We start from the raw sequence: 14,996 nt of genomic DNA on the forward strand, positions 1-14,996 counted from the left end.
GAAAGCATGTATGCCTAAAATTTTAAACATTGTTGGACGTGAAGTTATTGATTCTCGTGGTAATCCAACAGTGGAAGCCGAAGTATATATCAAAGGTGTTTCTAGATTAGCATCAGTACCATCTGGAGCATCTGTTGGTTCCCAAGAAGCTGTAGAGCTGCGGGATAATGATAAAAATCGATTCTTTGGGAAAGGAGTAACAAAAGCGGTTAATGCTATAAATGGACCTATTAATAAAATATTAAAAGGTATAGATGTAACACAACAACATGTTATTGATAACACCATGATTGATCTGGATGGCACTAATAATAAATCAAAATTTGGTGCTAATGCTATCTTAGGGGTTTCTTTAGCAATCGCAAAAACAGCTGCAGTATTTAAAAACATTCCGTTATATCAGCACATTGCTGATATATATAATCAGCCAACAGATAAATTTTCTATACCACTTCCCATGATGAATATCATTAATGGCGGTAAGCACGCTGACAATAATTTAGATATTCAAGAATTTATGATAATTCCAGTTGGAGCGAAAACAATTAAAGAAGCAGTTCAGATGGGGTCTGAAATATCACATGTTTTAGGGACAATACTAAAGAGTAAAGGTATATCTGCGCAATTGGGAGATGAAGGCGGGTATGCTCCTAATATCAATTCTCATACTACCGCTCTAGAATTGATAAAAGAATCTATTGAACAATCCAATTATATCTTAGGAAAAGATATTGTATTAGCAATAGATTGTGCTGCATCTGAATTATTCGATAGAGTAACTGCCAAATATAATATAAAAAGTGAAAAAAAATTCTTTACTTCTAAAGAATTTACTCATTATTTATCATTGTTATCGCAAAAATACTCAATAGTTTCTATTGAAGATGGACAAAGTGAACATGATTGGGATGGATTTTCTTATCAAACTAAAATTCTTGGGGGCAAAATTCAATTAGTAGGAGATGACTTATTTGCAACTAATGTAAATCTATTACAAGTAGGTATTAACCAAAATGTTGCAAATTCTATTTTAATTAAGTGTAATCAAATAGGATCGTTAACCGAAACACTACATGCCATTAGAATGGCTAAAAACGCTGGGTACAGTACCATTATTTCGCACCGTTCTGGAGAAACTGAAGATACTAGTATTGCTGACATAGCAGTAGGTACTGACGCAGGGCAAATAAAAACTGGACCTATTCGTTGCTCTGAACGTGTAGCTAAGTATAATCAACTTATTCGTATAGAAGAAATTTTAAATAAAAAAGGAATGCTACGTGGGTTTAATAACATAAAATGTGTATCATTTTCTGATATATAACTAAATGCATCTGAAAATTCATAATACTTAATCAAGTTATATTTTATATAATATAAAAATTAAATAACGAAAATATAATTTTATTACCTAATAATAGAATATTAAGTTTAAAAAATAGCTGATTTTAATCATACTGATCATATCCAATAAATGATACGTAATATCACATACAGGTATATGTAGTATTAGTAGCAGTGGTATTATTTTTTTAATATATATTTATAGTAAATAAATATATAAACTATTTTAAAAGTATTACTTATTAGATTATTATAGCAATAACAATGATGTAATATATGGCTTATATTATCTTTGACTTATAATGTTTTGAAAAATCACAACAAATAATTTTAAAAAAGTATTTATTGATTAGATTAAAAATCTGGATAAATTATGTTCATGTATATAGCTTACTATATCCATTTTATCTAAAAAAAATAAAAAACTAAATTATTTAGATATATATTGATAATAATAAATAATCTTTGATTTTTATAAGCTTAAAATTAAGTTTTTGATTTAATGATGAAAAAAATTATACATAACGAGATAACACCATTAACTTCAGAACAATTAAATGATATTCAATCAATTTTTGCCACTTTGTCTAATTCTCAATTAATTTGGGTATCTGGATACCTGTGGGGCTTAATAAATGCTATACAAACTGATAAGATAACCAATGTTTCTGAAAAAAATAAAATTATAAATTTTGTTCCCAATAAAAAAATTACTCTTATATCTGCTTCTCAAACTGGTAATGCACGTCAATTAGCCGAACAATTACGTGATGATATTAATGCTATTAATTTAGATGTTATATTATTTAATGCTAGAGACTATAAATTCAAAAAAATTGCTGAAGAAGCATTATTAATTATTATTACTTCTACATATGGAGAAGGAGAACCTCCAGAAGAAGCAATTGCGTTGCACAAATATTTATTTTCTAATAAAGCAGTCAAAATGGAAAATACTTATTTTGCTGTGTTTAGTTTTGGCGATCGATCATATGAATATTTTGCTAAAGCTGGAAAAGATTTTGACCATCGCTTAGAAGAACTTGGAGCACATCGATTATGTGATCGGGTCGACGTCGATATCGATTTCAAAGAAGAAGCTAATATATGGAGAAAAAAAATAGTCCTTTTATTAAAGAAAAAGATAACGAATACTTCTGTATTCGATCAAATTAATAAAGTTCATAAAACTACACAAGTAAATCACATTCTTTATAACAGAGCACACCCATTCGTTGCTTATTTATCAACACGACAAAAAGTTACTAGTCGTAATTCACTTAAAGATGTTCACCATTTAGAAATAGATATTACTGATTCTAATATATCTTACCAGCCAGGAGATTCATTAGGAGTATGGTATGAAAATGACCCTAATCTTATTGATGAGTTATTGGAATTATTAGGTTTAAAAGGGACTGAAGAAATACAAATTAAAGGCAAGTTAACATCTCTTAATGAAGCATTAAAAAACCACTATGAATTGACACATAATTCTACAATTGTTGTAAAAAATATGGCTAATATCACTCAAAACAAAATATTACGAGATTTATGTAGTGATCAAGAAAAATTAAATACATTTATTTTAACTACGCCTATTATTGAAATGATGCATCATATGTCAGTGAAAATAAATGCTCAAGAATTATTACAAATATTACGACCCATGCAACCTCGATTTTATTCTATTTCTTCTGCTCAATCAGAAGTGGGAGAAGAAGTGCATATCACAGTAAGCGCAATACGCTATAAAATAAATGAACGCTTTAGAACAGGTGGTGCCAGCAGTTATTTAGTAGATCGTATAAAAGAAAATGATAAAATCCGTATTTTTATTGAACCTAATGATAATTTTAGATTACCAAAAGATTCTAATGTTCCAATAATTATGATTGGGGCAGGGACGGGCATTGCTCCGTTTCGTGCTTTTATGCAACAACGAGCCACAGATGGGGCATTAGGAAAAAACTGGTTGTTTTTTGGAAATTTGAGATTTATTGATGATTTTATTTACCAAGTTGAGTGGCAACATTATTTCAAAAACGGTGTATTGACTAAAATTGATACAGCCTGGTCTAGAGATCAAAATTATAAAATCTATGTACAAAATAAATTATTAAAAAATAGCGCTGAAGTTTGGTCATGGATCCAAGAAGGAGCTCATATATATGTGTGTGGTGACGCCAAATATATGGCTAAAGATGTAGATAAAACTTTAATTATGTTAACATCTCAACATGGAAGTATGAATTTGGATAAAGCAAATGAATTTTGGGATGAAATGCGAATAAAACAGCGTTATCAAAGAGATATTTACTGATGAATACAAAACATAATAATAATAATACAATACTACCATTATCCGATAATGAGCGAATAAAGCAAGCAAGTAATTTCCTGAGAGGCACTATTGCTCAAAATTTAGATAACAGCTTAACCGGAGGTTTTAACGCAGAAAATGCGCAATTAATTAAATTTCATGGAATGTATCAACAAGATGATCGTGATGTGCGTATAGAACGAGAAAATCAAAAATTAGAACCATTAATTAATATGATGCTACGTTGTCGTTTACCGGGTGGTGTCATTACTCCAGCACAATGGCTAGCTATCGACAATTTTTCAAAAAAATACACTTTGTATGGAACAATCCGTCTTACTACTAGACAAACTTTTCAACTGCATGGTTTGTTGAAACCAAACTTAAAAAGTTTACATAATTTATTAAATAAATTAGGATTAGATTCTATAGCTACTGCAGGGGATGTAAATCGTAATGTAATATGTACAGCTAATCCAATGGAATCAACATTGCACTATCAGGTATGGGAATTAGCAAAAAGTATTTCTACGTATTTATTACCAAAATCTCGAGCGTATGCAGAAATTTGGTTAGATGGAAAAAAAACAGAATCTACAGATTTTGAACCAATTTTGAGCGCTACTTATTTACCTCGTAAATTTAAAATAGCAATTGCGATACCGCCAATGAACGATGTGGATGTTCATGCTAATGATCTTAGTTTTATTGCTATTAAAAATAATAACACTAATAAAGTAATTGGTTTTAATGTGTTAGTTGGCGGCGGATTAGCGATGACTTACGGAGATATGACTACATATCCTCGTAAAGCTACTGAATTTGGGTACATTGCTATAAAAGATATTTTAAAGATTACAGAAGCAGTAGTTACAACACAAAGAGACTGGGGAGATAGATCGGATCGAAAACATGCAAAAACAAAATATACTTTAGCTAGAGTTGGAATAGCTGTGTTTAAATCAGAAGTCGAACGTCGTTCTGGAATAAAATTTCACGCAATTCATCCTTATATATTTACAAATAGAGGAGACCGATTTGGATGGGTACGAGGGATCGACGGCGATTGGCATCTTACTTTATTTATAGAAAACGGAAGAATATTAAATAATGGTCCTAAAAAATTATTAAAACACGGAATCTCAGAAGTTGCACGGGTACATTCCGGCTCTTTTAGATTAACTGCAAATCAAAATTTAATTATTTCCGAGATATCTAAAGATAATAAATTACTGATTGAAAATATATTGAAAAAATATGGTATAACAAATGATGATATTACGCCACAACGACAGGCATCTATGGCATGTGTAGCGCTTCCTACTTGCCCTTTAGCGATGGCAGAAGCAGAACGATTTTTACCCGAATTCATTACTAAAATAGAAAATATTATGTCAAAATATAAGCTAGAAAAAGATGCTATTATTTTGAGAGTGACAGGTTGTCCAAACAGTTGCGCTCGTGCAATGTTATCAGAAATCGGATTAACGGGTAGATCAATCGGACGCTATAATCTTTACCTAGGAGGTAATCATATTGGTACTCGTATTCCTCGATTGTATAAAGAAAATATCACAGAAATAGATATCTTAAATATACTTGATATGACTATTGAACGTTGGGCAAAAGAAAGAATTAATCAAGAATCTTATGGAGATTATGTAGTAAGAACCGGAATAGTCAATGCCGTTGTAAATTCTGAAAAAGATTTTTATGAATAAATTATTAAATATTATTAACCATTATTGGACTTTTACAAAACTTAATTCATTCAGTATAAATGAACAAAAATTAATATTAAGTAAAATAAATAAACATCTAGAATCTTTAACGACGGAAGACAGGTGTAAATGGGCTGTAGAATATTTACCTAACCAAGCAATATTATCCTCAAGTTTTGGTATTCAATCATCAGTCAGTTTACATTTAATTACTTATTATTATCCTAATATCCCGATTATTTTGATTGATACCGGTTATCTATTTCCAGAAACATATCGATTTGTTGATCAACTAACAAAAAAAATGAAATTAAATTTACATGTATTTTCTCCAAAGCAATCTGCAGCATGGCAAGAAGCACGATATGGTAAATTATGGGAACAAGGTATAAATGGTATTAAACAATACAATAATATTAATAAAATCGAACCAATGCATCGTGCCCTAAAAACACTTAAAGTAAAAACATGGTTTGCAGGTTTACGACGTGATCAATCAAGCAGTCGTAAAGAGTTACCAATAGTCACTATTCAGAATGGAATTTTTAAATTTTTACCTATCATTGACTGGGATACTTCTCAAATTTATAGATATATGAAAAAACATTCTTTGGAATATCATCCATTATGGAAACAAGGATATGTATCAATAGGAGATGTGCACACTAGTATAAAATGGAAGCCTGGCATGAAAGAAGAAGAGACAAGGTTCTTTGGATTGCAGCGTGAATGTGGTTTACATATTATTGATTGAAATTTATTTTCACATAAATTATTTATATGATACGCTTTGGTTTTCACCGTATGGTAAGTATTTAAATAATAAAGTATATTGTCGCTAATAATAGTTATTTATAAAAGAATGAATGGCTATATTTTAGTGCTTATAAAGATGTGTTAGTTATGTATTATTTATAAATATTAAGGGTTAACTTCAAAATAGAATATACTGTATATGAAAAATATTATACATATATAAAATATTTCCATATTTATAATTTATATTAGTCTTTAATATAAGAAAATACGTAATATTAAAAATTTATTAATAATTTGTTATCTCTGAGTATAAATATAATTCTGTGGAGTATTTACCATTATTTATCAATCTCAAAAATAGGCCAGTTTTGGTTATTGGAGGGGGAATTGTCGCTGTACGAAAAATACAACTCTTACAAAGAGTTGGCGCTATTATTACAATAATAGCGCCAACTCTTTGTCCGGAATTAAAAAAAATTTTATTCACTCACAATATCCATTGGATTAGCAAAAATTTTAATCCTACCATGTTAAACAAAGTAATTTTAGTAATTGTGGCAACCAATGACGCTAAATTAAATGCTTTAATATACCAAAATGCTGAAGAACGACGTATATTAATAAATACTGTAGACGATAAAAATAAATGTTCATGTATTTTTCCTGCTATTATCGATCGGAATCCTATTTTAATAGGAATTTCTTCCTGTGGAACAGCACCTATATTAGTACGTATTTTACGTGAAAAACTTGAATCGTTATTACCAAAGTCTCTTGGTTTCATAGCAAAATTAGCTGGAGCATGGCGTAATCAAGTAAAACAACATATTGTCGATACAGTATGTAGGCGTCGGTTCTGGGAAAAAATATTTTATAATGGTCACATTGCTAACTTAATTGAACAAAATCACTTCGAAGAAGCCAATAAAGCTTTTAAATTTGCTCTTACAAATACTGGAAATAACAATAAAGAAGGTAGTGTAACATTGGTAGGTGCAGGGCCTGGAGACGTAGGATTGTTAACTATTAAAGGGTTGCAAGTAATGCAGCAGGCAGATGTAGTACTATATGATCACTTGGTAAGTTCAGATGTATTAGATTTGGTGCGTCGAGATGCTGATAAAATTTATGTTGGGAAACGTGCTGGAGATCATTCAATTTCTCAAAAAAAACTTAATCAAGTTATGGTGAAATTGGCACAAAAAGGCAATAAAGTTGTTAGACTTAAAGGAGGGGATCCACTTATTTTTGGTCGGGGAGGAGAAGAATTACAAATAGTATCAGAAGCAGGTATTCCTTTTCAAGTAGTCCCTGGCATCACAGCAGGTATTGGTGCTCCAGCTTATGCTGGTATTCCATTAACTCATAGAAAATATGCTCACAGTGTTATCTTTATTACAGGTCATAATATAAATGACAATAATCAATTTAACTGGAATATTTTATCAAATAACAAACAGACATTAGTTATTTATATGGGTAAAATTAATGCGATAAATATTAGTAATAATTTAATCACTCATGGGCGAAATACACATACTCCAGTAGCCGTAATTAGTCGAGGGACATATAGAGATCAAAAAATTTTAATTGGCACCTTAATTGAATTAGAAAAATTAGCAAAAATGGCTGACCATCCTGCTTTATTGGTTATTGGCAATGTTGTATCATTACATAGTAAAATAAATTGGTTTGGAAGAAAAACGCTGCATGTCTATCCGTTTAATTCAATTATTAATTTGATGTAAATTAAAAGGATAATTATGATACAAAACAGAAAATATATTACTTATTTGAATAAATTAGAGTCAGAAAGTATCTATATTATTCGCGAAGTAGTAGCCGAATTCCATAAACCAGTCATGTTGTATTCCATCGGTAAAGATTCTTCAGTAATGTTACATTTAGCAAGAAAAGCATTTTACCCTAGTAAATTACCTTTTCCTTTATTGCACATAGATACTGGTTGGAAATTTCATGAAATGTATATATTTCGTGATAATACTGTTAAATCTTATGGATTTGAACTGTTAGTTCATAAAAATTTAAAAGGTATATCTATGGGGATGAATCCATTTATTCATGGCAGTGCTAAATATACAGATATTATGAAAACAGAAGGACTTAAACAAGCATTAAATAAATATGGGTTTGACGCAGCTTTTGGTGGTGCTCGTCGTGATGAAGAAAAGATTAGAGCTAAAGAACGAATTTATTCGTTTAGAGATAAATTTCATTGCTGGAATCCTAGGAATCAACGTCCAGAACTATGGTATAACTATAATGGGAAAATTAATAAAGGAGAAAGTATTCGGGCATTTCCATTGTCTAATTGGACAGAATTAGATATCTGGCAATATATTTTTTTGGAAAAGATCGAAATAGTACCATTGTACTTAGCTAAAAATCGCCCTGTAATATGCAGAGATGGGAATTTAATTATGGTAAATGACGAACGTATTAACCTGAAGCCTGGGGAAATTATAGAAGAACGCATGATACGATTTCGTACATTAGGGTGTTGGCCATTAACTGGAGCAATAGAATCTAACGCAGAAACGTTACCTAAGATAATCGAAGAAATGTTAATATCTAAAAACAGTGAGCGACAAGGACGTATCATTGATTTTGATCAATCTGGATCTATGGAAATTAAAAAACGTCAAGGTTATTTCTAAGGAACCATTATGATTAACACCATAGAACAAGAAATTGCTAATTATGGAGGAATTGAAAATTATTTACATGCGCAACAATATAAAATATTGTTGCGCTTTCTCACATGCGGTAACGTAGACGATGGGAAAAGTACTTTGATAGGACGATTACTATATGATTCATATCAAATTTATGACGATCAATTGTCTGTTCTACATATGGATAGCAAAAGGATTGGTACTCAAAAAAATAAATTAGATTTAGCGTTGTTGGTAGATGGATTACAATCAGAACGTGCGCAAGGTATTACCATAGATGTTGCTTACCGTTATTTCTTTACTAAAAAACGTAAATTTATAATCGCTGATACTCCAGGGCATGCGGAATATACAAAAAATATGGTTACTGGCGCCTCTACTAGTGAATTGGCTATTTTATTAGTTGATGCACGTAAAGGAATACAAGGACAAACTAAAAGGCATTGGTTTATAAGCGTACTTTTAGGTATCCGACATATAATAGTTGCAATTAATAAAATGGATTTAATAGATTATAATCAAGAAACATTTCAAAAAATTAGTAAAGAATATTTAGAATTTTCTAAACAATTATCTACTGATATAACTACTAAATTTATTCCAATATCTGCTTTAGATGGAGATAATATTACAACATTATCAAAAAACATGAAGTGGTATAAAGGCTCTACTTTATTGGAGATATTAGAAGAAATTGATATTAACAGTTCTTCTCGCTTCGAAAAACAAGAATTACGTTTCCCAATACAATATATAAATCGTCATTTAGATTTTAGAGGTTACTCTGGTACTATTGCTTCTGGCAGTATGCATACTGGGCAACATATTAATATTTTTCCATCAAATACTACTTCTAGTATTAAACGCATTATTACTTTTAACAAGGATCAAAAATATGCTCAAACTGGAGAAGCGGTTACTCTAACTTTAGAAGATGACCTTGACATTAGCAGAGGAGATATGATAATTGATGCTCATACTACTATTACCCCTGTATGGTCTGCATTAGTAGATGTAGTATGGATGAAAAAGGAAGAATTGCAAAAAAACCAATATTTTAATATTAAGATTGCTACTAAAATTATAAAAGCACAAATAAGAGATATAGAATATCAAGTAGATGTACATACTTTACAATTCCAAAAAACGGAGTCAATACCACTCAATGGTATCGGGTTAGTGAAGTTATTATTTGATGAACCATTATTATTAGATCAATATTCTTATTATCCAACAACTGGGAGTATGATATTTATTGATTTATTGACTAACGAAACCGTAGGGGCCGGAATGGTCCGGGTCCCCATAAAATATCACAAATATAAAGATAAAAATAATTATAGCGAGTTTGAATTAGCATTACATGCATTAATTCGTCTTCATTTTCCTCATTGGAATATTAGAGATTTACCATGATCATACTTATATTATGACTAATAAAAATATCAATTATTTTTCTGATAAAAATATTTTTTGGAACACATTTTATATAAAACGACAAGATCGTGAATTTCTACATAAACATCGTGCTATATTATTATGGTTTACAGGATTGTCAGGATCTGGTAAATCAATTTTAGCGAATGTTTTAGAAAAAAAATTATATGATAAAAATATCAGTACATACATATTAGATGGAGATAATACGCGACATGGATTATGTCGCGATTTAGGATTTAGTGATTATGATCGACATGAAAATATACGTCGAGTAGGAGAAACAGCGCGATTAATGGTTGATGCTGGAATAGTAGTATTAGCTACTTTTATTTCTCCTTATCATTATGATCGTCAAATAATACGTAATATGTTTCCTGTCAATCATTTTGTTGAGATATTTGTTGACACTCCTTTACATGTTTGCGAAGAACGTGATCCAAAAGGTCTATATAAAAAAGCTAGATCTGGAGAAATAGAAAATTTTACTGGCATAAGTGCTCCATATGAAAGACCAAAAAAACCACATATATATTTAAACGGGCAAAAATCTATAGTAGAATTAATGAATCAAATATTACAATCATCATTCCTCGAATCTTTATTTAAAACAGATCACCATTTTAAATGATACAGAACACAAATTCATATTACTTAATAATTTTATAACAATTAAATTTCTATAATAAAGAAAGTAAGTATATCAAAAAATATTATTTATTTTAATAGGAATTGTTTTCTTAATTAAATAAAAATTAATTTTTCCAGAAAATATTTATAATAATAAATGCAAATAATTCTCAATAATTTTTGAATTAGTTCGTTTTAATGTGTATCATGTGCGATACATATGATTATATATTATACATTTAACAGAAATTATAATTACCTACTGCAGAAATTTTCATTTATTATCAAAAATAAATAAGTTGAGTATACGATTATTACAATCGATTCTGATTAGAAAAGTATAGTAAATTGGTAAGTGTCATAAACATGAACAAATTAAGTTGTATATTATTGACCTTGCTTGCTTGGCTACAATATTCGCTGTGGTTAGGTAAAAATGGAATCTATGATTTCATCAATATTTATAACACCACTAAGCTATATGAAAACATTAATGATATTACCCAAATGAGATTTCGTAATAATCAACTATTATATGAAATTTATGATTTGCTTCATGGATACGAAGCTGTTGAAGAGCGATCAAGATACAATCTTGGCATGATCAAGATTGATGAGACTTTTTATCAAATAAAGTTATAACTACAATAATATTAATTTCAATAAACATTGATAATAGTTTAACGAAATTGGTGCATATGATTCGCTTTATTAAACACGTTAGAAAGAAATTTCCAGATATTACAGCTATTCTTCCAGCAGCAGGCACTGGGGAACGTATGAACAGTATACTGCCAAAACAATATTGTACAATAGGCGATAAAACTTTACTTGAGCATTCAATTAGTACTTTGTTATGTCAATCGTGCATTCGTCGTTGCATAGTGGTGGTTAACGCTCGAGATCGTTGGTTTAAAAAATTATCTATTGCTTGTGATCCTAGGATCAGTGTAGTTGTTGGAGGAAAAACACGAGCTGATTCAGTGATGGCTGGCCTGAAACATGTAAAAAAATCAGTTTGGGTGATGGTACATGATGCAGTACGACCTTGCTTACATCCTGAAGATCTACTACGACTATTTGAAGTTACAAAATTTTCTCAAGTAGGTGGAATTTTAGCAATACCAATCTGTAATACTATTAAACAAACTTATTATGGAACCAATTTTGTCAGATATACTTTAGATCGTAATAATCTATGGCATGCTTTAACTCCACAGTTATTTAATTGTAATCTTTTAAAAAGTTGTCTTAAAAAGGCTTTAAAAAATAGAATTACTATTACTGATGAAGCATCAGCTATAGAATATTGTGGATATACATCTATTTTAATACAAGGTCGTTCGGATAATATCAAAGTTACTCATCAAGATGATTTAAAATTAGCTAGTTTTTATTTATCTGAATTAAATAAGAAAACTTAACAGGATTCATAAAATATGTTACGTATTGGTTATGGGTTCGATGTACATCAATTTGGAGGGTGTCGTCCACTCATTATTGGGGGGGTAACCATTCCTTACACACAAAAGATAGCAGCGCATTCTGATGGTGATGTGTTAATACATGCGCTGATTGATTCTTTATTAGGAGCTGCTTGTTGTGGAGATATTGGATCGATGTTTCCAGATACTGATTCTGAATATAATAATATAGATAGCCGAAAATTATTACGAATCTCTTGGAATAAAATTGTTACACAAGGGTATTTATTAGAAAATGTAGATATCACTGTAATCTTGCAAATTCCAAGGATAAATATGTATATTTATCAGATGCGTTATCATATTTCCAAGGATTTAAATTGTTCAGTAACTAACATCAACATAAAAGCTACTACTACTGATACACTGGGTTACATTGGTCGCTCTGAAGGAATTTCATGTGTAGCAGTAACGTTATTAACACGTTAATATTTATTATCATAATAAATATATCTTTACATATAGTCAAAACATGTATTTAACGTAAATATATGTTTCATATAAATAAATATATTATCTAATAATATAGTTACTATTAATTCAAATCAAACTAATAATATAAGTATATAAAGTATAAAACGATAGTGTCTGTTAATTCATCAATTTATTAAAGAATTGATAACCTTATATTTGATATGTAATAAATACACAAATTTATGCTAAATCTATGAGGTATTTTTGATATTAAAAATATGCATTATTTGCAATTTAATATTGGTATCAAATATATATATATTCTGTTTATAATCTATAATTTATTTATTTAAATAAATAAATTATCAACAAAAAATAAGCAGAAATCAAAGGAGTTCAGTATAGTTACTATGCTAGACAACAATATATCAATAATTTATATTATAATAATTTTTATATTTCTGGGAGGATGTTCGAATAATAATAATGTTCACAGCAGATATCACAGTGAATGTACATCAGATACCATAAGTTTTAATGCTAACATTTCTTCACCCCAAGATAAAGAGAAAAACTCGTGGCATCTGCAGAAAATATCTACTAATAAGGCCCATAAATATAATAATTTAAACTATAGTTCTTATCATAAGTCTACATACACGGTACAATCCGGCGACACTTTATTTTATATCGCTTGGATTACAGGAAGCAACTGCTCAAATTTATCAAAAATAAATAATATCAAAGATATAAATCAACTAAAAATAGGTCAAATAATAAGAGTACCCCATAATGCAGCGATGCCATATTTTAAAAAATATTCAAAAAATTTTTTTGTAAATTTTAATCACGATGACAATACTTTAAGAAAAATATTATTTTTTATTAAAAACCAATTATTTTTTGTACGAACAAAAAAAAATAATTCTTTTAACATCGAGGATATATCACATAATGTGACCTCTTGCATAAAAAAATCAGAATTAATAGTAAATAAGAACTGGTATTGGCCGACAAATGGAATCATAATTAACGCTTTTTCTAATGCTGAAAGGGGCAATAAAGGAATTGATATATCTGGAATTTTAGGCCAACCTATATTAGCTACTGCTAGTGGAAAGGTAGTATACGCTAGTGATACATTGAAAGGATATGGTAATTTAATTATTATTAAACATGATAATAATTATCTCAGCGCTTATGCACATAATGACACAATATTAGTAACAGAACAACAAAAAGTTAAAATGGGAGATAAGATAGCTACTATGGGTTATAGTGGTACTAACGAAGTAAAATTGCATTTTGAAATTAGATATAAAGGAAAATCAGTAGATCCTTTGTATTATCTGAAGCAATAGACAATTTAATCCTAACTAGACATAGATGTCTTAACGACTAACATATAAGAACGTACATTTATGAAAATAATAATTATTTCATTTTTTAAATTAATTTAATTATATTTTAATGTTTTAATTTCAATAATTGATTGAAATTCTTAATTTTAAGAATATATATATTTAATATTAGAATTAAACTTTAAATAATATCAGCTAAATATAACATATTTCATATATTCAATATAAAATATTCATCGTATATTCTGATCAGAATATTAAGTTTCTTATAATTTGGTAATAACAAATGCATGATAATTCGTTGAAATTATTGGTTACAATGGCTTTTACTATAAAAACAATAAACAAAGCATAGTTATATAGACTAGTTTCAATTAATAATAATTAGTTTTAATATATTTGTATGTATTATATAATACAAATAATGCACATACATATTTCAATGCACGGTACAATGTTGTTGTAAAAAATTAATATAAACCGTGCTAGGTTATAGAAATAATAGAAGATACAATATATTTAATTACTAATGTTGAACATCACAGATTGTGTCTAATAAATATACGATTCTAAATTTACTAAATTCTTTATGTTTATTAATAATATATATTAAATAGTGTATTTATATAATAGATATAAATAAAAGATACTATCAACAAGCGCATTTTACATATATTTTTATAAATTACTTTTAAAAAATTTTATGAACTACTTAAATAGTTGATTCATTTAAAATTAAATATATAATATATCAACATTTTATATTTTTTATTTTTAAGATATATCTATAAATAATATATTATTGTTCGTTGATAGTATTTAATAAA

At 28.9% G+C, this 14,996-nt stretch carries 12 protein-coding genes; all 12 read left to right on the forward strand.

Going from position 1 to position 14,996, the window contains the following annotated elements; all coding sequences use genetic code 11:
- The first annotated feature begins 10 nt into the window (after positions 1–10).
- Positions 11–1,324 (forward strand): phosphopyruvate hydratase, encoded by a 1,314-nt coding sequence (gene eno / locus M9400_RS01570; RefSeq protein WP_250232055.1) that lies wholly within the window; start codon positions 11–13, stop codon positions 1,322–1,324.
- Positions 1,325–1,846: 522 nt separating this feature from the next.
- On the forward strand, positions 1,847–3,667 hold the full coding sequence (gene cysJ / locus M9400_RS01575) for an NADPH-dependent assimilatory sulfite reductase flavoprotein subunit (RefSeq protein ID WP_250232057.1): 1,821 nt from the start codon (positions 1,847–1,849) through the stop codon (positions 3,665–3,667).
- Positions 3,667–5,388: an assimilatory sulfite reductase (NADPH) hemoprotein subunit gene (gene cysI / locus M9400_RS01580; protein ID WP_250232059.1), complete on the forward strand. Its 1,722-nt coding sequence runs from the start codon at positions 3,667–3,669 to the stop codon at positions 5,386–5,388. Before cysJ ends, cysI begins: the two co-directional genes overlap by 1 nt.
- Positions 5,381–6,142: a phosphoadenylyl-sulfate reductase gene (locus M9400_RS01585; protein WP_250232061.1), complete on the forward strand. Its 762-nt coding sequence runs from the start codon at positions 5,381–5,383 to the stop codon at positions 6,140–6,142. The genes cysI and M9400_RS01585 overlap by 8 nt, the downstream gene beginning before the upstream one ends.
- 328 nt (positions 6,143–6,470) lie before the next feature.
- Positions 6,471–7,895, forward strand: coding sequence for a siroheme synthase CysG (gene cysG / locus M9400_RS01590; protein ID WP_250232063.1), 1,425 nt, complete (start codon positions 6,471–6,473; stop codon positions 7,893–7,895).
- A gap of 15 nt (positions 7,896–7,910) precedes the next feature.
- Entirely contained in the window at positions 7,911–8,825 is a 915-nt protein-coding gene (cysD, locus tag M9400_RS01595; RefSeq protein ID WP_250232065.1) for a sulfate adenylyltransferase subunit CysD, read from the forward strand.
- Positions 8,826–8,834: 9 nt separating this feature from the next.
- Complete coding sequence (cysN, locus tag M9400_RS01600; protein WP_250232067.1) at positions 8,835–10,259, forward strand: sulfate adenylyltransferase subunit CysN; 1,425 nt, start codon at positions 8,835–8,837, stop codon at positions 10,257–10,259.
- 13 nt (positions 10,260–10,272) lie between these two features.
- On the forward strand, positions 10,273–10,911 hold the full coding sequence (cysC, locus tag M9400_RS01605) for an adenylyl-sulfate kinase (RefSeq protein WP_250232069.1): 639 nt from the start codon (positions 10,273–10,275) through the stop codon (positions 10,909–10,911).
- A 365-nt stretch (positions 10,912–11,276) separates the two neighbouring features.
- Complete coding sequence (locus M9400_RS01610) at positions 11,277–11,552, forward strand: septum formation initiator family protein (protein WP_250232072.1); 276 nt, start codon at positions 11,277–11,279, stop codon at positions 11,550–11,552.
- 56 nt (positions 11,553–11,608) lie between these two features.
- Positions 11,609–12,334 carry a 2-C-methyl-D-erythritol 4-phosphate cytidylyltransferase gene (gene ispD, locus M9400_RS01615; RefSeq protein ID WP_250232074.1) on the forward strand — a complete coding sequence of 242 codons (726 nt, stop codon included), beginning with the start codon at positions 11,609–11,611 and terminating at the stop codon, positions 12,332–12,334.
- Positions 12,335–12,349: 15 nt separating this feature from the next.
- Positions 12,350–12,823: a 2-C-methyl-D-erythritol 2,4-cyclodiphosphate synthase gene (gene ispF / locus M9400_RS01620; protein ID WP_250232075.1), complete on the forward strand. Its 474-nt coding sequence runs from the start codon at positions 12,350–12,352 to the stop codon at positions 12,821–12,823.
- A 395-nt stretch (positions 12,824–13,218) separates the two neighbouring features.
- A complete protein-coding gene (locus tag M9400_RS01625) occupies positions 13,219–14,169 on the forward strand; it encodes a peptidoglycan DD-metalloendopeptidase family protein (RefSeq protein WP_320411859.1) in 951 nt (316 codons plus the stop codon).
- Positions 14,170–14,996 lie beyond the last annotated feature (827 nt).

Origin of the sequence: Blochmannia endosymbiont of Camponotus sp., from assembly GCF_023586085.1 — a bacterium.
Classification (GTDB): Bacteria; Pseudomonadota; Gammaproteobacteria; order Enterobacterales; family Enterobacteriaceae; genus Blochmanniella.

Excerpts from the sequence above, each read along its gene's own strand:
- cysI (WP_250232059.1), top strand. The coding sequence starts at position 3,667 with ATGAATACAAAACATAATAATAATAATACAATACTACCATTATCCGAT.
- ispD (WP_250232074.1), top strand. The coding sequence starts at position 11,609 with ATGATTCGCTTTATTAAACACGTTAGAAAGAAATTTCCAGATATTACA.
- cysN (WP_250232067.1), top strand. The coding sequence starts at position 8,835 with ATGATTAACACCATAGAACAAGAAATTGCTAATTATGGAGGAATTGAA.
- cysJ (WP_250232057.1), top strand. The coding sequence starts at position 1,847 with ATGATGAAAAAAATTATACATAACGAGATAACACCATTAACTTCAGAA.
- M9400_RS01610 (WP_250232072.1), top strand. The coding sequence starts at position 11,277 with ATGAACAAATTAAGTTGTATATTATTGACCTTGCTTGCTTGGCTACAA.
- M9400_RS01625 (WP_320411859.1), top strand. The coding sequence starts at position 13,219 with ATGCTAGACAACAATATATCAATAATTTATATTATAATAATTTTTATA.
- cysD (WP_250232065.1), top strand. The coding sequence starts at position 7,911 with ATGATACAAAACAGAAAATATATTACTTATTTGAATAAATTAGAGTCA.
- ispF (WP_250232075.1), top strand. The coding sequence starts at position 12,350 with ATGTTACGTATTGGTTATGGGTTCGATGTACATCAATTTGGAGGGTGT.
- M9400_RS01585 (WP_250232061.1), top strand. The coding sequence starts at position 5,381 with ATGAATAAATTATTAAATATTATTAACCATTATTGGACTTTTACAAAA.
- cysC (WP_250232069.1), top strand. The coding sequence starts at position 10,273 with ATGACTAATAAAAATATCAATTATTTTTCTGATAAAAATATTTTTTGG.
- eno (WP_250232055.1), top strand. The coding sequence starts at position 11 with ATGCCTAAAATTTTAAACATTGTTGGACGTGAAGTTATTGATTCTCGT.